The sequence below is a fragment of the Edaphocola aurantiacus genome (assembly GCF_019797745.1).
Lineage (GTDB): Bacteria > Bacteroidota > Bacteroidia > Chitinophagales > Chitinophagaceae > Edaphocola > Edaphocola aurantiacus.
Genome location: NZ_VOSI01000001.1, coordinates 973874 through 992797, shown reverse-complemented (window position 1 = coordinate 992797; position 18924 = coordinate 973874). Strand labels below are relative to the sequence as shown.

Here is an 18924-nt window from a genome sequence, read left to right as displayed (position 1 = left end):
ATATATTTTAATTAAGCATTATGGCACAAGTAAAAACAGGAGACACCGTAAAAGTGCATTATCATGGTAAATTAACAGACGGAACAACTTTTGATAGTTCAGAAGGACGTGAGCCGTTGCAATTTGTTGTAGGTCAAGGTCAGGTTATTAAAGGATTTGACAATGCGCTGATCGATATGCAGGTAGGTGATAAAAAAACCGTGAATATCCCTGTTGAAGAGGCATACGGTGCTGCAAGTCCTGAAAATTTTGTTGAATTTCCTAAATCTGATTTCCCTGAAGGTGCAGAACCACAAATTGGTATGCAAATGCACCTGAGCGACAATATGGGTAATGTATTCCCTGTTGTAGTTGCTGAAGTGAAAGAAGAATCAGTAATACTGGATGCTAACCACGTTCTGGCAGGCAAAGACTTAGTTTTTGATATCGAACTGGTAGAAATTCTGTAAGATACGCTATAACAGCATTTTGAATTGGGCGAAAGTTTCTACATTTTTGCCCATTTTTTTTACTTTTGTGTTTGACCTTAAATTTTGCAAATGAGCTTTAGTCCCGTTTTATTACAGGTAGTTGCCGATACTGCACAGATGGCTGCTACAGCTGCTCCGGTCACTAAACCGGCAGTACAGGAGCAATTGTCTTTATGGTACCTGTTGAAAGAAGGTGGTGTGTTAATGATTCCACTACTGATCTGTAGTCTGATCGCTATATATGTGTTTTTTGAACGCTTCCTGGCCATAAGGAAAGCAATGAGTGCCCCGACAGACTTTATGCAGCGGGTAAAAGAGAAAATCGTTGAGGGCAACCTTAACGGTGCTCAGTCTTTATGTAAAAATTATGATGGCTCTGTACCACGTGTGGTGTCCAAAGGGATCAGCCGTATCGGCAAGCCAATAGATCATATCGAAAAATCTATGGAGAACTCCGGTAAGCTGGAGGTATATGCTATGGAAAAAAATGTAGGTATTTTATCTACAATTGCAGGTATTGCACCGATTTTCGGTTTCCTGGGTACAATTGTAGGTATGATCATCATGTTCTATAATATTCAGCACGATCCGGCTTTTTCTATCAATAGCGTTGCCGGAGGTATTTATACCAAACTGGTAACTTCAGCAACCGGTCTGATCATCGGCCTGGTTTCTTTTGTCGGATACAATTATTTGAATGCGCTCATCAACAGAGGCGTTAATAAAATTGAAACTTCTGCAAATGAGCTGCTGGACATTCTGCATGAGCCGGCTCATCGTTAACCGCTATTTTAGGGATTCCTATACTTGAATTAATGTCTCAAAAAACGATTATTATCACAGGTGGAGCCGGTTTTATCGGCTCCCATGTTGTTAGACGCTTGGTCAATAACTATCCGCAGTACACTATTGTGAACCTGGATAAACTGACTTATGCCGGTAACCTGGCTAACTTAAGCGATATAGAAAAAAAGCCGAATTATATATTTGAGAAAGGAGATATCTGTGATACTTCATTTGTAAAAGCGCTTTTTCAGAAATATAATCCTGATGCTGTAATACACCTGGCTGCAGAAAGCCATGTAGATCGCAGCATTACCAATCCACTCGATTTTGTAATGACAAATGTGGTGGGTACAGTTACCTTATTAAATGTGGCACGCGAAGCCTGGGAAGGTGCTTATGACAGTCATCGTTTTTATCATGTATCGACTGATGAAGTATATGGTGCTTTAGGCGAAGACGGTATGTTTACCGAAACGACCGCTTATGATCCCCATAGTCCTTATTCTGCATCAAAAGCAAGCTCAGACCATTTTGTGCGCGCCTATCACGATACTTATGGGATGGATTGTGTGATCTCTAATTGTTCTAATAATTATGGTTCGCATCACTTTCCGGAAAAGCTGATTCCTTTATCTATAAACAATATCAAAAATAATAAACCGATCCCTATTTACGGGAAAGGTGAAAATGTAAGAGACTGGTTATGGGTAGAAGATCATGCCCGCGCTATCGATGACATTTTTCATAAGGCCGCTACGGGTACCACTTATAATATAGGTGGCCATAATGAGTGGAAAAATATTGATCTGATCCGTTTGTTATGTACAATAATGGATAAAAAACTGAACCGTGAGCCAGGTGCATCTGCACAGCTCATTACTTTTGTTACCGACAGGGCCGGGCACGATTTGCGTTATGCGATTGATGCAACCAGGCTTAAAGAAGAGTTAGGCTGGGAGCCTAGCCTTCAGTTTGAAGAAGGTCTGGAAAGAACTGTTGACTGGTATTTGGAAAATGAAGCATGGTTGGAACAGGTTACAAGTGGTGCGTATCAGAAATATTATGAGCAACAATACAGCTAATTCATGATAGCAGAAGAAACAACACTAAAAGGCTGCTTCATCCTGAGTCCGCAGGTGTTCCGGGATTCGAGAGGCTACTTCTTTGAAAGTTTTAACCGCGCTAAGTTTGAGCAATTGACCGGCGCAAGCGGAGATTTTGTACAGGATAATCAGTCTTTTTCGACCTACGGTACAGTAAGGGGATTGCATTTTCAGCAGGGAGATGCCGCTCAGGCCAAACTGGTACGGGTTATGGAAGGTAGGGTACTTGATGTTGCGGTAGACCTTAGACCAGGATCAGATACATATCTGCAATCTATTGCGGTAGAGCTGAGTGGAGAAAATAATAAGCAATTATATATTCCGAAAGGATTTGCCCATGGATACTCTGTATTGAGTGAAACGGCTGTTTTTGTATACAAATGTGATCAGTTTTATAATAAGGATGCCGAAGCAGGTATCCGGTATAATGATCCTATTTTAAATATTGACTGGAAAATACCAGCATCTGCGATGTTGCTTTCAGAAAAGGATGTCGATCTTCCTTTTTTAAAACACTAAGCACTATAATACACCCCTTGATATGAAAGGAATTGTACTTGCCGGAGGCTCCGGAACCCGATTATACCCGATTACCAGAGGGATCAGTAAACAACTGATGCCGATTTACGATAAACCAATGATTTATTATCCGCTTTCTGTATTAATGATGGCGGGTATTAAGGAAATACTTATTATTACCACGCCTGAAGATCAGGCCGGTTTTAAGCGTTTGCTGGGCGATGGCCGTCAATGGGGATGTACTTTTGAATATGTGATTCAGGAAGTTCCTAATGGCCTGGCACAGGCATTCGTACTGGGAGAATCATTTATCGGTAAAGAGAAGGTGGCACTGGTTCTGGGAGATAATATTTTCTATGGTGCGGGGATGGGTACATTACTGCAAAGCAATACTGAAGTAGAAGGCGGAGTAGTATACGCATACCAGGTACATGATCCGGAACGTTATGGAGTAGTAGAGTTTGACGAGGACTTTAATGCCATCTCTATAGAGGAGAAGCCAGTTGTTCCTAAATCAAACTATGCCGTTCCCGGACTCTATTTTTATGATAATGATGTAGTAGAAATAGCCAAAAATCTACAACCATCTGCACGCGGGGAATACGAAATAACAGATATTAATAAAATATATCTGAAAGAGGGGCGATTGAAAGTAAGTGTGCTGAACCGTGGTACAGCCTGGCTGGATACCGGAACATTTGATTCTATGATGGAGGCAAGCCAGTTTGTGCAAATCCTGGAAAACCGCCAGGGGCTTAAAGTGGGTTGCCCGGAAGAAGTAGCTTACCGAATGGGTTTTATTACAAAAGAGCAATTACTGGACATTGCAGCGCCGCTTAAAAAGAGCGGTTATGGTGCATACCTGGAACGATTAGTGAAGTAATTTATATATATGGGTACAGATTTTTATGTACATGAAACGGCAGTTGTAGATGCGGGAGCTTCGATAGGATCGGGCACTCGCATCTGGCATTTTTGTCATATCATGCCCGGAGCTGTATTAGGGCCGGAGTGTAATATCGGGCAGAACTGTTTTATTGCCAATGGCGTTACATTAGGGCGCAATGTTAAGGTACAGAATAATGTATCTATTTATGAGGGGGTTGATTGTGCCGATGACGTATTCATAGGGCCGTCAGTCGTGTTTACCAATGTGTTGAACCCAAGAAGTGCCGTAAACCGTAAAGATCAGTACCGTAAAACACACATCGGTACAGGAGCCTCTATCGGAGCCAATGCAACCATTATTTGTGGCCATAATATTGGATCATATGCTTTTATCGGCGCTGGAGCTGTCGTGGCACATGATGTGCCGGCATATGCATTGGTTGTCGGAAATCCGGCGAAGCAAATTGGCTGGATGAGTACTTACGGAGAAAGACTGGTTTTTGATGAGCAGGGTACGGCTGTGTGTACTGAGAGTGGTGAGCGCTATTCTTTAATTAATAACGAAGTAATAAGAGTTGAACAATAAGATAAAATTTATAGTTATAGGTTGTGGCCATATCGGTAAGCGACATGCTGCAATGATCCGGAGCAACGAGGAGGCAGAATTAGTGGCTTTGATAGATGTCAAGAATAAATCCCTGTTAAAGCTGGATGCTTATACAGATATTCCGTTCTTTGATTCCTATGAAGCCTTTCGTGAGGCCGGACTTGATTTTGATGTTGCCAATATTGCCGTACCTAATGGCTTGCATGTTCCGGTAGCCCTGGAGGTACTTAACGATAGAAAGCATGTTGTAATCGAAAAGCCTTTGGCATTGTCTAAAATCGATGCACAAAAAGTAATTTTAAAAGCAGAAGAAGTGGACAAAAAGGTATTTGTAGTTATGCAAAACCGCTATTCGCCACCTTCTGTATGGTTGAAAGAAGTGGTGGATTCCGGAGTATTGGGACAAATACATATGGTACAGATGAACTGCTTCTGGAATCGGGACGAGCGCTATTACACACCCGATAGCTGGCACGGAAGCAAGTCTCTGGATGGAGGAACCTTGTTTACACAATTCTCCCATTTTATAGATATCTTGTATTGGCTTTTCGGAGGAATAAAGAATGTGCAAAGTCGATTTTATGATTTCAACCATCAGGAACTGACCGCATTTGAAGATAGTGGTAATGTGTTGTTTGAGCTGGAACGGGGCGGCATGGGAAATCTGAATTTTTCTACTGCTGTCTGGGATAAGAATTTAGAAAGTTCTATGACCATTATCGCAGAAAAGGGTAGTATCCAGGTGGGCGGACAGTATATGGACAAGGTTTGTTACTGTCATATCCAGGATTATACAATGCCTGCATTACAGGATACCTTGCCTGGAAATGATTATGGACATTATAAAGGCTCTGCAGCGAATCATATATATGTAATTCAGAATGTAATTGACGTGTTACATGGCAAAGCTGCAATTACCACACCGGTCCAAGATGGAGTAGCTGTAGTGGAAATAATTGAACAGATGTATCAGATGGGAAATAATTACATGTAATATGTTAACAGCTTTATATTTGCACTTAAACGGGAACTAAAATCATATTTTAACATTAACTTCGCGCAAAATCCAGTTATGAAAAGAAAAATATATATCTCTGCATTATTGTTATTAGGCTTGCATTCCTGTACTCCCAAGTACCGCATGACTTATTTCAAAGATCTTTCTGATTCAACCTATACAACCATTAAACTGGATAATAAAACTGAACAAAGGATAAAAGTTGATGATGTTGTTTCCATTAAGGTCAGCACATTAAATGCTGAATCTAATACATTATTTAATGAAGGGGTACTTGCAAGTGCTTCTACCAAATCTGGAATTACTTCATCATCACTTAGCGAAGGATATAAAGTTGATAAAAACGGAGACATAAACTTTCCTGTTCTGGGAAAGATACATATTGCGGACAAAACACTTGAAGAAGCACGGGACTTAGTTGCTCAAAAGATCAGTGGCCAGGTAAAAGATCCGATTGTGAATGTACGTTTGCTTAATGCACAGGTAACTGTATTAGGAGAGGTTGGAACTCCGGGCATTGTGAACATTTCTGAACGTAAAACGAGTATATTGGAAGCGTTAGGAAAAGTGGGTGATGTGAAACCGTCGGGCCGTAAAGACAATGTATTACTAATCAGAGAAAATGGTACACAAAGAGAGATGATACGATTGAACCTGAATAGTACAGATGCGATATCTTCTCCTTATTATTATCTGCAGCAAAATGATGTGATTGTGGTGGAACCTACTAAGCGTCAGGAACGCATTGCACAGGGACAGCCAGACGCTCTGGCCTTAACGACATTTTCACTGACTTCCGTTTCAACACTATTGAACGTCTATAGTATTATATTAAACTTAAGGAAAAATTAATGGAACCTTTGATACCTAGTAATACGGCAACTACTCCTAATAGCCAGAATATACAATCTACTGGAGGTTTTAATATTAAAGATTGGTTATTTAAGATACTGAGATACTGGCCATGGTTTTTGCTTTGCATGATTGTAGCCGCCTCTCTTTCTTTTGTATACTTACGGTATGCAACTAAACAATATGTTTCTTCTGCTACCTTAATGGTTAAGAAAGAAAACAAGCAAGCCAAAGTCGCTGACATGATGGGCGGAGGCAATTCTATGTCTAGTGTAGATATACAAAGTGAAATAATGTATCTGAAAAGTCACTCTATCATGCAAAAAGTGATTGAGGAACTGCAGATGAATATCACTTACTATGTAGAAGGTAAAGTGAAAAAGATGGAGCTCTATAAAGATGAGTTCCCTTTAGATTTACAGGTTTCTGATTACAATAAAACGGCTTATGGATTAGCCATTCTGATAGAGGTTAAAGATGTCAACAGCTTTTACTGGATTGAAAATGAGAAGAAATACATTGCAACTTTCGGTACAAAGTTTAAAACTGCCCGTGGTGTTTTCTTGTTGAACAATAAGATCAAGACCAAGAGCGGGGCTTTTGAAGTAGTAATCAATGACCCTTCTATTATAGCTTCTGTTTATAGCAGTAAATTAAATGTTAGTTCAGTGGATAATACCAATGTACTGATGTTAAATCTTGTAGATGCGGTACCGCAGAAGTCTGTTGATGTGCTGAACAAGCTGATGGACGTGTATTCCGGAGAGGTGATCAAAGACAAAAATATCGAAAATGATAATACCATAACTTTCATTGAAGGAAGATTGCGTAGCCTGGTTTCTGAACTGGGCGATGTAGAACGTGATGTAGCCAATTATCGCAGCCAGTATTCTCTTGTAGAGGATAATAATGCAGAGATGTATATGGCTCAGGCGACTGACTATGCAAAGCAGGTAGAGCAATATAATATACAGTTAAGTATTCTATCTTCTCTGAAAAATTATATGGGTTCAAGGGATAACAATTCGCTTGTTCCAAGTACATTAGGTATCAATGATCCTAATTTACAAGCACTTACAGCCAAATATAATGAGCTTCAGGCACAACGGAAGCAATTGCTGGCTACAGTAGAGCCTACAAGTATACAAGTGAAAAATCTTGATGCAGAAATCAGTACCATGAGAGGCAATATTAATGAGAATATTAATAATGTCAAAAGGGGCCTGGAGATCACAAAAGGTAATCTGAGCCAAAGCTCCACTAGCTTTGAAAGCAAGGTAAAAGCTTCTCCAAATATCGAACGCCAGTTGCTGAGTATTAAACGGGAGCAAGGTATTAAATCTGCGATATACAGCTATCTGTTACAAAAGCAGGAGGAAACCCTGATTCTTGCCGCAGCTACCGCTCCGAATTCAAAAGTTATTGATTCTGCTTCTATTAACTGGGAACCTGTATCACCAAAAAATAAAGTAGTTTATTTAGGGGGTATATTACTGGGCTTATTATTACCACTTGGTGTTGTATTCCTGAAAGAAATGCTCAATAATAAGATCACCAGCGTTAACGATGTGAAGAGCATTGTAGATGTACCGATCATTGGTGAAATCAGTCACCATGAGCATGAACAAATGCTGGTTGTAAAAGAAGGCAGTCGTGATGCAGTATCAGAATTATTCCGTCTCGTACGAACCAACCTTCGATTTCTTCATAAAAGTCAGGATCATAAGGCTATTCTGGTTACATCAAGTATGAGTGGTGAAGGTAAAACCTCATTTACAACCAATCTTGGAGCAAGTCTTGCATTGACCGGAAAGAAAGTAATCCTGCTTGAGTTTGATATCAGAAGACCTAAGATGTTATTAGGTATAGGTATGAAAGCGCAATATGGTATTACCAATTACCTGATTGATGATAGTATCTCCCTTGGAGAGATTATTCACCCTGTTCCTAATTTTAAGAACCTGTATGTAATGGGTGCCGGACCAATACCTCCGAACCCTTCAGAGCTGATGCTTAGCCCGAAATTGCGTTCGATGATGGCTATGCTGAAACAGGAGTTCGATTATGTACTATTAGACTCTTCTCCTATCGGACAGGTAGCAGATGCCTTCAATCTGAATGATATTGTAGATACGACTATATACGTTGTTCGCTATAACTATACTTATAAAGAACAAATGCATATCCTGAAAGATATCAGTGTACATAAGAAATTAAATAATCTTGTTGTAGCTATGAATGATGCCAATGTTGCGAATACGCAAGGTTATGGTTATGGCTACGGATATGGTTATGGTTATGGAGAAGACCGTAAAAGCGGTCACCAGGACAGAAATTCACTTGTCGCAAGATTTAAGCGAAGAATGGGTAAAGAATAACAGCAGATGATTTTAGTATTTGTATAGCGTAGAATTTGTAATGACAACAGCACACACAAACTCCCTGATGCTTCCGATGGAAGCTCATAAAATTGCGGTAATCGGACTTGGTTATGTAGGCTTGCCATTGGCCTGTGCATTGGCACAGCATTACACGGTGATTGGTTTCGATATCAACCCGGAGCGGGTAGAAGCGTTGCGTTTGGGAACAGATGATACGCTAGAGGTAGAAAAAGATCAGTTGAAGCGTATTCTACAAACCAGCAGAGGCGAAAAAGGCTTGTATGTTTCGGCATTGGAATCCGATATTAAGGACGCAACCGTCTATATCGTAACAGTACCTACTCCAGTAGATCATCATAATCAACCTGACTTGTCGCCAGTCATTCTGGCCAGTCAGACAGTCGCGCGATATTTAAAGGATGGGGATGTTGTTATTTATGAATCAACCGTCTATCCTGGCTTAACAGAAGAGGTATGCGTACCATTACTGGAAGAAGGCAGTGGAAAATCGTTTAATACAGATTTTTATGTAGGCTATTCTCCTGAACGAATGAATCCCGGAGATAAAACACGTACTGTAACTGATATATTAAAGTTGACCTCAGGAAGCACTCCGGAAGCCGCAACGTTTGTCGATAATCTATATAGTTCCATCATAACAGCAGGCACCTTTAAAGCATCTTCGATTAAAGTAGCAGAAGCTGCAAAGGTCATTGAAAATGCACAAAGGGATATTAATATAGCCTTTGTCAATGAGCTGGCTAAAATTTGTAACAGACTGAATATTCCTACCCATGAGGTACTGGAAGCTGCGGGTACAAAATGGAACTTTCATGCTTATAAACCCGGTCTGGCAGGTGGTCACTGCATCGGTGTAGATCCCTATTATCTTGCCTTAAAGGCAAAAGAAGCGGGGTACTATCCTGGTTTGATCCTGGCAGCACGGAGAATGAATGAAAGCATGTCTGAGTATATTGCTTCAGAAGTAGTAAAGTGCATGATTCGGAACGATATCGCTGTTAAAAATGCCCGCTTGCTTATGATGGGTATCACATTTAAGGAGAATTGTCCGGATGTGCGTAATACCAAGATTGTTGATGTCATACAGGAATTGAAGTCTTACGGAATAACCGTAGATATATTTGATCCCTGGGCAGATGCAAACCTTGTACACAAAGCGTATGGACTGGAGTTGATGACCACTTTACCAACAACTACATACGATGCAATAGTATTGGGAGTAGCCCATAGTGATTTTCTGACTATTGACTATAAGCAATTAAGGAATGAGCAATGCGTAATTTATGATGTAAAGTCATTCTTACCTTTTCCGGTTGATGGGGCATTATAATTCGTTTTTCTGCAGCAGCAATCTTATCTACAAATAAGTTTATAAAAATGTCAATAAATAAGGAGTTAGTATCAGGCGTTTTCTGGTCCTTTTTGCAACAGTTTTCCAGCCAGATTATAAACTTTATTGTTTCTATTATCCTTGCAAGGCTTCTTTTGCCAGATGACTTCGGCCAGATTGCTTTATTTGGAGTTGTGATGGCTCTTGGTGGTGTTTTGATCAATGGAGGATTAACTACTTCGCTCATTCGCACAAAAAATATTACTGAAGAAGACCTTTCTACTGTCTTCTTTTTTAATATGGCGATGAGCGTTTTGATTTATCTCATTATCGTGCTGGTCGCCCCACTTATCGCCACCTTTTATAAAATTCCTGCACTCACGGCAATCATTAGGGTTTACTCCATTACCCTTATTATCGGTGCTTTTGGTGCGGTGCAGCATACCATTTTTTCAAAAGAGCTAAAATTTAAACTGGAGTTGGGTTTGCAATTGCCGGCGTCTATAATTAGTGCGGCAACGGGTATTGTACTGGCTTATCAGGGCTTTGGGGTATGGGCATTAGTATGGATGAATATTTTGCAGAGTAGTGTGTTCAGCATATTGCTTTGGATAACCAGTCCCTGGAGACCTAAATTTATATTTAATAAGGAAAAGTTTAAGTATCATTTCAACTTTGGATATAAGCTGTCTCTTTCCTCTTTATTAGATACATTATTCAATAATATATACACCATTTTTATCGGTAAGCTTTATTCTCCTACTCAATTGGGGTATTATAACAGGGCTGATTCGATGAAGCAGCTGCCCGTTTCTAACATTTCTCAGGTACTGAATAAGGTCACCTTGCCCTTATTTGCCAAGATACAGGATGACTCTGATGCATTAAGAGCATTATATAAGAAGATAATGACATCGGTTTTATTTGTACTGGCACCGATATTGGCTTATCTGGTGGTTGAAGCTGAAGCAATATTTACATTGTTATTCACCCACAAATGGGATAATGCCGTTCCTTATTTTCAGATTCTTTGCATTGCAGGTTTACTTTACCCTATTCATGCCTATAATTTAAATATACTTTACGTTAGAGGCCGCTCAGATCTTTTTCTGAAACTTGAAGTAATTAAAAAGATCCTGATCGTAATCATATTAGTGGTGAGCTCTTTCTTCGGGATATATGGCTTATTGTGGGGGCAGGTCGTGTTTTCGTTTATTGCACTATTTATTAATTCTTATTATTCCGGAAAGTTTATTGATTATGGGTTTAGTAAGCAGATCAGAGATTTGCTTCCTGCCTGTCTGCTTAGCTTTGTAGTTGGAATAATAGTATTTGGTGCAGATAAATTTTTCTTATTTAAATTTACTGATCTGATGAGGATTGTCCTGGCAGGTATTTGTTATTTTAGCCTTTACTTTGTCATAGCAATGATTTTTAAGTTTTCTGAGATATCCTTTTTGAAACAATTAATAAAACGCAAATGATCCCGGTTACGAAACCATTCTTGCCACCGATGGCAGAATATAACAAACTATTGGAAGGTATCTGGAGCAGGCAATGGCTTACCAATATGGGGCCCTTAGCTTCTGATTTAGAAATGAAGCTGAAAGAATACCTGGATGTGAAGCACTTATTATTTGTCACTAATGGTACCGTTGCCATACAGATGGCAATAAAAGCATTACAGATACAGGGTGAGATTATTACCACTCCTTTCTCCTTCGTGGCGACATCCAGTACAATAGTCTGGGAGGGCTGCACTCCGGTATTTGTAGATATCGATCCGCATTCGCTTAATATTGATCCTTCCAAAATAGAGGCTGCAATAACAGATAAGACTCAGGCGATCCTGGCAACCCATGTATATGGTAATCCTTGTGATGTAGTGGCCATAGAGGCAATCGCAAAAAAACATAATCTTAAGGTTATATATGACGCGGCGCATGCATTTGGGGTAAAAGTTAATGGCCGTTCAATCTTTGAATATGGTGATGTCTCAACCTGTTCCCTGCATGCTACAAAATTGTATCATACAACCGAAGGAGGTTTGATTATTACTAAAGAACCAGCTGTCTTGAAGCAGTTAGCCTCAATGCGTAATTTCGGGATTGCCGGACCGGTAGCTTTCGATGGATTAGGCATAAATGGTAAAAATTCAGAATTTCATGCGGCTATGGGGCTTGCGAATCTAAATTATATTGAAGATATTATTGAACGTAGAAGTGCAATATGCCAGAGATATGACGAGCGCCTGAAAACCGCTAAAATACATAAGTCGAAGTGGCATACACAAGCGAATAAAACACATACATATTATCCGGTAATATTTGAATCGGAAAGCCTCCTGCTTGCGGTTAAGGCAGAATTGGACGCACATGAAATATTTACCCGCAGGTATTTTTATCCTTCATTGGCCAATACACTCCCATATGTACAACATGTCGATATGCCTATTACGGATGATATTGCCAAAAGAGTACTTTGTTTGCCTTTGTACTATGAGTTAACAATGGAAGAAGTAGACCTGATAAGCCGGATAATATTAAGAGTTCAAAATAACTAATATGATAATTGTTGGTGCGAAAGGCTTTGCAAAGGAAGTATTGCAGATTGCTCATTTAACCGATCAGCTATTGCGGCTATCATTTTATGATGATGTATCAAAGGATATACCGGATACATTATTTGAGACCTTTCCAGTGTTGCGATCAGAACAAGAGGTTTTAAAATATTTTAAGTTAGATAATCGTTTTGCCATAGGCATAGGCAATCCTTTTCTGCGTCATAAAATGGACGTTAAATTTTCGAATCTGGGAGGAACTTTGACTTCTTTGATTAGTCCTCGGGCCAATATTGGGTCATATGGCATTACCATTGGAGCAGGTTCTTGTATTATGGATGGTGCAATTCTGTCAAATGATGTAGTTATTGGCAAAGGTGGCATTGTGTATTATAATACAATCGTAACGCACGATTGTATTATAGGTGATTTTGTAGAGATATCACCCGGAGCAAAAATATTGGGTAGAGCTCAGATTGGCGATTATTGCCAGATTGGTGCAAATGCAACAATTTTACCGGATATCCATTTAGGTACAAATGTTATCGTGGGTGCAGGTGCTGTCGTTACCAAGGATGTACCTGATAACTGTATTGTTGCCGGAGTACCCGCTAAGATATTGAGACAGATAGATACTTTAAATTTGAAATTATGAATGAATTTGTAGTATCAGTTGTAATGATAACCTATGGCCATGAACATTATATAAGACAGGCTATTGAAGGTGTACTGATGCAGGAATGCAACTTTAAAATAAATTTAATCATTGCAGAAGACCACTCTCCGGATAATACTGCTGCTGTGGTTAAAGAAATTATTAGTAGTCATCCCAGAGGTCATTGGATTGAATATACCCGCCATGAATCTAATAAGGGAATGATGCCCAATTTTGTTTGGGCCTTAAAACAAGCGACAGGTAAGTATATCGCTATTTGTGAGGGAGATGATTACTGGACAGATCCATATAAATTACAAAAGCAGGTAGACTTCCTTGATGAAAATGAAGATTTCGTTTTATGCAGTCATTACCGAGAAGTGCTGCAAAATGATACCTTAACAAAGGAAGGGCAACATACATATACCCAATGTATGCTCTTTCGAAACATATTAGGCCCCGATTTTTTTGAACATCTTCTTCATGTATTTAATGGTGATACATTCTTGCACAATTACCTTTCTCTAAATGGGAAAATAGAGATCATGGAATTTTGTGGAGCGGTTTATCGTGTAAACGATACTGGAGTATATTCATCAATTGATAATGCCAAACGTTTAAAGCATGGCATTAATACATTTAATCATTTATTGCAATTAAAAGATAACTATCGCGACGATAATGCCAGAGCGGTATTTAAAGGGATAGTAGCTGCTCAGTCTACCTATTACATGAGTCTTATCTATCTGCAAACGCGCGAAAAGCAGAGAAAGGAAGCCTTTCGCTCTTATATAGAGTATACAAAATTTGGCTTGCGTAACGGGCTGATCGGTAGGGCAAATTTCTGGAAAAATAATTTAAGGTATTTTTACTACCTGGTTAAGCATTAAGCTTAAGACCTGATATATATGAATATACTTTTTCTGGCCAATAATAGTTTAGATCCGCTTGCCGGGGGTATTGAACGTACGACGTATAATTTAATTAGGGAGCTGTCTAAAGCTCCGGAGTATACGGTTACAGCCTGTTTTATGTCTATTAAAGACAAAATAGAAGGTGTTAACTGTGTAGAGAGGACAATCTATTCCGGAAAAGATATTTATGATATCATTGTACAGTTTGAGATAGATATTGCCATATTCCCCTGCGGTTACTGGTATGTAAATATTCTAAAGGTATATAATCCAGATATTCCATGTAAGGTTATAACGGGCTTACATTCTCCACCAAAAGTAGGAGAGGACTATATCCTGTCTAATGCCGCGTTGGAATTTGGTCAGAAATCATTTGCAGAAAAAGTGAAAGGCCTTCCGGCTCATACACTCACTTATCTGAAGCATCCATTACATGTAAAAAAAGTACGGGAAGGTTATAGCAAAGGTTATCATAACAGTGATGCCTATGTTTTATTGTCCGATAAATTTTTCAAGGATTTTATTGCCTATGCCAGATTAAAAGATGCTAAAAAGCTCTATGCCATTGGTAATGCTTTATCGTTTGATCATATTGTGCAACCAGAGGATAGTAACAATAAGGACAATGTAGTACTGCTGGTTGCCCGCATGGATGAAATATCTAAAAGGGTAAGCCTTGCCATACAGTCATGGATGGGACTACAACGCATTGCATCATGGACATTTAAGCTTTTAGGCTCAGGTAAAGATCTGCCATTTTATAAGAAAATGGTATCAGAACATAATGTGCAGCATATCTCGTTTGAAGGGCATACTGACCCTTATACCTACTATATAAAATCAAAAATTTTTATCATGACCTCCGCTTTTGAGGGGTGGGGTATGACATTGACCGAGGCTTTGCAAACCGGTTGTGTACCGATCGTTATGGACTCTTTTGGTGCATTGCATGATATCATTGAACATAATTATAATGGCATCATCATCCCAAATGGTGATGTACAAGCAATGACGAAAGCGATACAGACACTTATCGATCAGCCGGAAGAATTAAAACGGTTAAGCCTGAATGCACTAAAATCTGCTGAAAACTTTACAATTGAGAAAGTCGCTGCAAAATGGAAAGTGTTATTTCAAAATCTAATGAAAGGAGCGTCATGAGAATATTTTTCTTCCTTATCGATATGAACCTGGGAGGTACAGAGAAGTCTCTGCTCAATCTGATTGATACCTTGCCAGAAAGCACAGATATTACGATAATGATGATGCGGGAGCATGGCGAACTGTTGTCCGCTATCCCTGCCCATGTTCGTGTACAGGTAATTGATCATTCCAAAGATGTATGTCATGCTGTTGAATCTAACTTCGTGACGCTGGCTAAGGAGCAATTGGGTAAAGGCCGCTTGCTGAGCACATTCAGAGCTATGCTATACTATATGCGTAGTAAGATGCAGAAAGGAACTGACCTTTATTACAAGTTTATGAAGCACTCATTACCTCCACAGCAGGAGGCATACGATATTGCTGTTGCCTATGCCGGACCCAATACATTTATCTCCAATTATGTATTGGATAAGGTAAGTGCAAAACAAAAAATCCAATGGGTACATTTTGATGTTAATAAGATCTACTTTGATGTATCCATAAACCGTAACCTGTTTCACCGGTTTGATAAAATAGTTTGTGTTTCGGAAGATGTTCAAGGGCACCTGCTAAAGAAAATTCCGGAGCTGGCCGCAAAAACAGCAGTCCGGTATAATGTCATTCCATATCAAACTATTGATACGCTATCTAATGAAGCGGCCACTGCAATGGACCTGGGCCGAAATAATAAGATTGTTACCGTTGGCCGCTTGACTGAAGAAAAGGGCCATATGGGTTTTCTGTCTACATTTCGTAAGCTAAAGGATGCCGGTCTGGATTTTGTATGGTATATAGTAGGGGATGGGAACTGCAGACAGGAACTGGAAGATAAAATTCAAGAGCTGAAGCTGGAGTCTCATGTAATCCTTTTAGGAAAGCAAATGAATCCTTATCCGTATATGAAACAGGCAGATATTTATTTGCAGCCATCAAGATATGAAGGACATTGTGTAACTATACTGGAGGCAAAATATTTGCACAAGGCAATCTTATGTACCGACTTTTCCGGAGCACGGGAAGAACTACAGGATATGAGAACCGGTCTGATTACCTCCTTTGATGATGCGGATAAATTGGAAAAAATGACCCGTATCATTACCGATACCGCGCTACGCAGCCATTTTGAAGTTGCGTTACAGGAAGAGCAGGTGCAACAGTCTTCCGAGAAAGTACCTCCATTCTGGCAATAGCGTCAATTGGCCTATTTCCGGAACGGCAGCTTGTCTTTGAATAGCTGCAATATATCGGTCAATATCATGTGACTGAACATGTCAGCACCGGTTCTGTTAAGGTGATAGGCATTATAAAAATATTCTTTATGTAAAACAATGTCTCCTTTGGCGTAATTGATAAACGGTATTTGCAATTGCTGCGCAATTTGCTGATAAAGTGCTAATACTTCCGCCCGGTTTTTATATAAGGGGAAGCTGGCTTGCTGTTCTGGGGCATAATATAACATAACTTGCACATTCTTTTCTTGCAAGTATTTGAGGCTACTACAAAAACTTTTTATCGCACTGCTATCTATAATAACAGTACGAGGACCGGATTGTAATATTTTCTTTAGTTGAGTGTCATCCCATGACGAATCTGAGCTTATAAAACCATTATATCTTTTAGTCTCCAGCTGTTGATTCTTTATGCCTAAAAGAAGGGTCTGGTATATAAGAAATCTTTTTTCTGAATATCTTATACCTGGAATCAGGTAATAGAGTATATTCTTGTCATAAAAATGAAACGCTTCGAAATTGTATAAATTGAATGGAAGTTGCTCATCCCGTATAATCCTTGCAACCTGCTGAGTATTAAATGTTGTCATGTCAAGATTGATGACTAATAACTTTGGCAGCGGATTGTACTTACAATATTCATTAAAGCGGTACATTAATAGCTCTGATTCTGCGGCGCTCCATCCCAGATTATAGCAATCCAATCCGGTTCCCTTTTTTATAACATTAGGATCTATATGTACCTCAGCCCTTGATGAACCCAAAATTACAATCGGTTCATGTATGCGGCTCTTATAAAGATCATATTGAGAGGTAACATTCCCAAATACCTCTCCTGTATTTTTTAAATACCTGGACATCAGATAATCTAAACCAAAAAGAAAGATTAATATAGGTACAATAAACAGGGTAAGCTGTTTAAAAAGCTTTTTCATAATTAAAATTGAAAATAGATAAAGGTTTCTCCTTTTGAAGCAAACAGGAATACGATCAGTAATATAAAATAGTAAAAGCTCCAGCGGGCAAACCGTGGACGGATGATATCTATTCTTTCGATTGCGTAATTTCCGCGACGCCCCAGCCACTCAATACCTATAAAAATGCATAATAGTATAATCAGGGGAATGGGTAATATACTGGGAAATGAGAATAACGACCTGTTCAGCATGTTTTTGATGTACATTATGGCATGTGACAAGCTTTCTGCTCTGAAAAAAATCCAGCAAAATACGGTGAGCAAAAATGTAGATATTAACTGCACTGTTTCTTTTACATTAGGGAATAAGCGGTGCTCTGCCACTATGCCCATATTTTTTCTGTTACTTTTAGTGATAACAGATGGTATGATGAACAGTGCATTGAGGCCACCCCAGATAATGAATGTCCAGTTGGCGCCATGCCAGAAGCCACTGACCAGAAAAATGATAAAAGTATTGCGTATTCTCATCCACGTACCACCAGAAGAGCCTCCCAAAGGTATGTAGAGGTAATCTTTAAACCAACTGGAAAGAGATATGTGCCATCTGCGCCAGAATTCAGCGATATCTCTTGAGAAATAAGGGAAGTTGAAGTTTTTTAATAATTCAATACCAAACAGACGGGCCGTTCCCAGAGCAATATCTGAATACCCGGAAAAATCACCATATATCTGGAATGTAAAAAAGATTGCACCGAGCAAGAGTGTACTTCCATTATATTGCCCCGGATTTGTAAATATTTGATTCGCGACTTCTGCACAATTATCTGCAATTACGATTTTCTTAAACAAGCCCCATAGAATTTGTCTCAGACCATCAACCATTTTTGCATAATCAAATTGGCGCGGAGCTTTGATTTGTGGCAAGAGATGCGTAGCCCTTTCAATAGGACCGGCAACAAGGAGAGGGAAAAAACTGACGAATAAGGCATAGTTAATTACATTCTTTTCTGCTTTAATCTTCTCTTTATAAATATCTATTACATAAGATAATCCATGAAAGGTATAGAACGAAATACCTACCGGTAAAACAATGTTGAGCAAATGTACATTTACTTTTAACCCAAATGAGGTAAGTAACTGAGCGAAATTTTCTGCAAAGAAATTATAGTACTTAAAAACACCAAGAAAGCCGAGATTGATACCTATACTTAGCCAAAACCAGAATTTTTTACTGCTTTTTTGATTACTCTGCTCGATTTTTAATCCGGTTATATAATCCAGGAAAGTAGAAAAAACTAACAAAAACAGGAATCGCCAATCCCAGCAGGCATAGAAAAAATAGCTGGCAATTAATAAAAGACTGTTTTGGGCTTTTAGACGTTTATTGGAAATTAACCAATAAACAATATAGATGATAATAAGGAATATGAAAAAATTCCATGAATTAAAGAGCATAAAATCGGTGTATTCTTTAGGCTGCAATATTAAAGAAATTACCTGATGAAGGTAAAAAAAACAAATATAATGAT

At 39.1% G+C, this 18924-nt stretch carries 18 protein-coding genes; 16 read left to right on the top strand and 2 right to left on the bottom strand.

What is annotated here, in order from left to right:
• Positions 1 to 20: 20 nt before the first annotated feature.
• The 16 genes from FTD44_RS04265 to FTD44_RS04190 all read left to right on the top strand — a co-directional run bounded on the left by FTD44_RS04265 (position 21) and on the right by FTD44_RS04190 (position 16437).
• The gene (locus tag FTD44_RS04265; protein WP_129022209.1) at positions 21 to 449 is read left to right on the top strand and encodes an FKBP-type peptidyl-prolyl cis-trans isomerase; all 429 of its coding nucleotides are present in this window, start codon (positions 21 to 23) and stop codon (positions 447 to 449) included.
• Positions 450 to 539: 90 nt separating this feature from the next.
• On the top strand, positions 540 to 1253 hold the full coding sequence (locus tag FTD44_RS04260) for a MotA/TolQ/ExbB proton channel family protein (RefSeq protein ID WP_222165309.1): 714 nt from the start codon (positions 540 to 542) through the stop codon (positions 1251 to 1253).
• A 32-nt stretch (positions 1254 to 1285) separates the two neighbouring features.
• Positions 1286 to 2338, top strand: a complete 1053-nt coding sequence (gene rfbB / locus FTD44_RS04255; protein WP_222165308.1) for a dTDP-glucose 4,6-dehydratase — start codon at positions 1286 to 1288, stop codon at positions 2336 to 2338.
• Between the two features lie 3 nt (positions 2339 to 2341).
• Positions 2342 to 2878 (top strand): dTDP-4-dehydrorhamnose 3,5-epimerase, encoded by a 537-nt coding sequence (gene rfbC / locus FTD44_RS04250; protein ID WP_222165307.1) that lies wholly within the window; start codon positions 2342 to 2344, stop codon positions 2876 to 2878.
• A 22-nt stretch (positions 2879 to 2900) separates the two neighbouring features.
• Positions 2901 to 3761 (top strand): glucose-1-phosphate thymidylyltransferase RfbA, encoded by an 861-nt coding sequence (rfbA, locus tag FTD44_RS04245; RefSeq protein WP_222165306.1) that lies wholly within the window; start codon positions 2901 to 2903, stop codon positions 3759 to 3761.
• Between the two features lie 9 nt (positions 3762 to 3770).
• On the top strand, positions 3771 to 4352 hold the full coding sequence (locus FTD44_RS04240) for an acyltransferase (RefSeq protein WP_222165305.1): 582 nt from the start codon (positions 3771 to 3773) through the stop codon (positions 4350 to 4352).
• The gene (locus tag FTD44_RS04235; RefSeq protein ID WP_222165304.1) at positions 4342 to 5367 is read left to right on the top strand and encodes a Gfo/Idh/MocA family protein; all 1026 of its coding nucleotides are present in this window, start codon (positions 4342 to 4344) and stop codon (positions 5365 to 5367) included. The genes FTD44_RS04240 and FTD44_RS04235 overlap by 11 nt, the downstream gene beginning before the upstream one ends.
• A 78-nt stretch (positions 5368 to 5445) precedes the next feature.
• Positions 5446 to 6243, top strand: coding sequence for a polysaccharide biosynthesis/export family protein (locus FTD44_RS04230; RefSeq protein WP_222165303.1), 798 nt, complete (start codon positions 5446 to 5448; stop codon positions 6241 to 6243).
• Positions 6243 to 8621, top strand: coding sequence for a GumC family protein (locus tag FTD44_RS04225; RefSeq protein ID WP_222165302.1), 2379 nt, complete (start codon positions 6243 to 6245; stop codon positions 8619 to 8621). The genes FTD44_RS04230 and FTD44_RS04225 overlap by 1 nt, the downstream gene beginning before the upstream one ends.
• Before the next feature lie 40 nt (positions 8622 to 8661).
• Positions 8662 to 9975 (top strand): nucleotide sugar dehydrogenase, encoded by a 1314-nt coding sequence (locus tag FTD44_RS04220; protein ID WP_317196825.1) that lies wholly within the window; start codon positions 8662 to 8664, stop codon positions 9973 to 9975.
• A 47-nt stretch (positions 9976 to 10022) separates the two neighbouring features.
• The gene (locus FTD44_RS04215; RefSeq protein ID WP_222165301.1) at positions 10023 to 11459 is read left to right on the top strand and encodes a lipopolysaccharide biosynthesis protein; all 1437 of its coding nucleotides are present in this window, start codon (positions 10023 to 10025) and stop codon (positions 11457 to 11459) included.
• Complete coding sequence (locus tag FTD44_RS04210) at positions 11456 to 12538, top strand: DegT/DnrJ/EryC1/StrS family aminotransferase (protein WP_222165300.1); 1083 nt, start codon at positions 11456 to 11458, stop codon at positions 12536 to 12538. The genes FTD44_RS04215 and FTD44_RS04210 overlap by 4 nt, the downstream gene beginning before the upstream one ends.
• Before the next feature lies 1 nt (position 12539).
• The gene (locus FTD44_RS04205; protein ID WP_222165299.1) at positions 12540 to 13190 is read left to right on the top strand and encodes an acetyltransferase; all 651 of its coding nucleotides are present in this window, start codon (positions 12540 to 12542) and stop codon (positions 13188 to 13190) included.
• The gene (locus FTD44_RS04200) at positions 13187 to 14080 is read left to right on the top strand and encodes a glycosyltransferase family 2 protein (RefSeq protein ID WP_222165298.1); all 894 of its coding nucleotides are present in this window, start codon (positions 13187 to 13189) and stop codon (positions 14078 to 14080) included. The genes FTD44_RS04205 and FTD44_RS04200 overlap by 4 nt, the downstream gene beginning before the upstream one ends.
• Before the next feature lie 18 nt (positions 14081 to 14098).
• Positions 14099 to 15265 (top strand): glycosyltransferase, encoded by a 1167-nt coding sequence (locus FTD44_RS04195; RefSeq protein ID WP_222165297.1) that lies wholly within the window; start codon positions 14099 to 14101, stop codon positions 15263 to 15265.
• The gene (locus tag FTD44_RS04190) at positions 15262 to 16437 is read left to right on the top strand and encodes a glycosyltransferase (protein ID WP_222165296.1); all 1176 of its coding nucleotides are present in this window, start codon (positions 15262 to 15264) and stop codon (positions 16435 to 16437) included. Before FTD44_RS04195 ends, FTD44_RS04190 begins: the two co-directional genes overlap by 4 nt.
• Before the next feature lie 11 nt (positions 16438 to 16448).
• Here the strand turns inward: FTD44_RS04190 and FTD44_RS04185 are convergent, their stop codons facing one another.
• Both FTD44_RS04185 and FTD44_RS04180 read right to left on the bottom strand, forming a co-directional pair.
• A complete protein-coding gene (locus FTD44_RS04185) occupies positions 16449 to 17411 on the bottom strand; it encodes a hypothetical protein (protein WP_222165295.1) in 963 nt (320 codons plus the stop codon).
• Between the two features lie 2 nt (positions 17412 to 17413).
• A complete protein-coding gene (locus FTD44_RS04180) occupies positions 17414 to 18877 on the bottom strand; it encodes an MBOAT family O-acyltransferase (protein ID WP_246625324.1) in 1464 nt (487 codons plus the stop codon).
• Positions 18878 to 18924 lie beyond the last annotated feature (47 nt).

Coding starts and splice junctions, on each gene's coding strand:
- FTD44_RS04265 (WP_129022209.1), top strand. CDS start 21: ATGGCACAAGTAAAAACAGGAGACACCGTAAAAGTGCATTATCATGGT.
- FTD44_RS04260 (WP_222165309.1), top strand. CDS start 540: ATGAGCTTTAGTCCCGTTTTATTACAGGTAGTTGCCGATACTGCACAG.
- rfbB (WP_222165308.1), top strand. CDS start 1,286: ATGTCTCAAAAAACGATTATTATCACAGGTGGAGCCGGTTTTATCGGC.
- rfbC (WP_222165307.1), top strand. CDS start 2,342: ATGATAGCAGAAGAAACAACACTAAAAGGCTGCTTCATCCTGAGTCCG.
- rfbA (WP_222165306.1), top strand. CDS start 2,901: ATGAAAGGAATTGTACTTGCCGGAGGCTCCGGAACCCGATTATACCCG.
- FTD44_RS04240 (WP_222165305.1), top strand. CDS start 3,771: ATGGGTACAGATTTTTATGTACATGAAACGGCAGTTGTAGATGCGGGA.
- FTD44_RS04230 (WP_222165303.1), top strand. CDS start 5,446: ATGAAAAGAAAAATATATATCTCTGCATTATTGTTATTAGGCTTGCAT.
- FTD44_RS04225 (WP_222165302.1), top strand. CDS start 6,243: ATGGAACCTTTGATACCTAGTAATACGGCAACTACTCCTAATAGCCAG.
- FTD44_RS04220 (WP_317196825.1), top strand. CDS start 8,662: ATGACAACAGCACACACAAACTCCCTGATGCTTCCGATGGAAGCTCAT.
- FTD44_RS04215 (WP_222165301.1), top strand. CDS start 10,023: ATGTCAATAAATAAGGAGTTAGTATCAGGCGTTTTCTGGTCCTTTTTG.
- FTD44_RS04210 (WP_222165300.1), top strand. CDS start 11,456: ATGATCCCGGTTACGAAACCATTCTTGCCACCGATGGCAGAATATAAC.
- FTD44_RS04205 (WP_222165299.1), top strand. CDS start 12,540: ATGATAATTGTTGGTGCGAAAGGCTTTGCAAAGGAAGTATTGCAGATT.
- FTD44_RS04200 (WP_222165298.1), top strand. CDS start 13,187: ATGAATGAATTTGTAGTATCAGTTGTAATGATAACCTATGGCCATGAA.
- FTD44_RS04195 (WP_222165297.1), top strand. CDS start 14,099: ATGAATATACTTTTTCTGGCCAATAATAGTTTAGATCCGCTTGCCGGG.
- FTD44_RS04190 (WP_222165296.1), top strand. CDS start 15,262: ATGAGAATATTTTTCTTCCTTATCGATATGAACCTGGGAGGTACAGAG.
- FTD44_RS04185 (WP_222165295.1), bottom strand. CDS start 17,411: ATGAAAAAGCTTTTTAAACAGCTTACCCTGTTTATTGTACCTATATTA.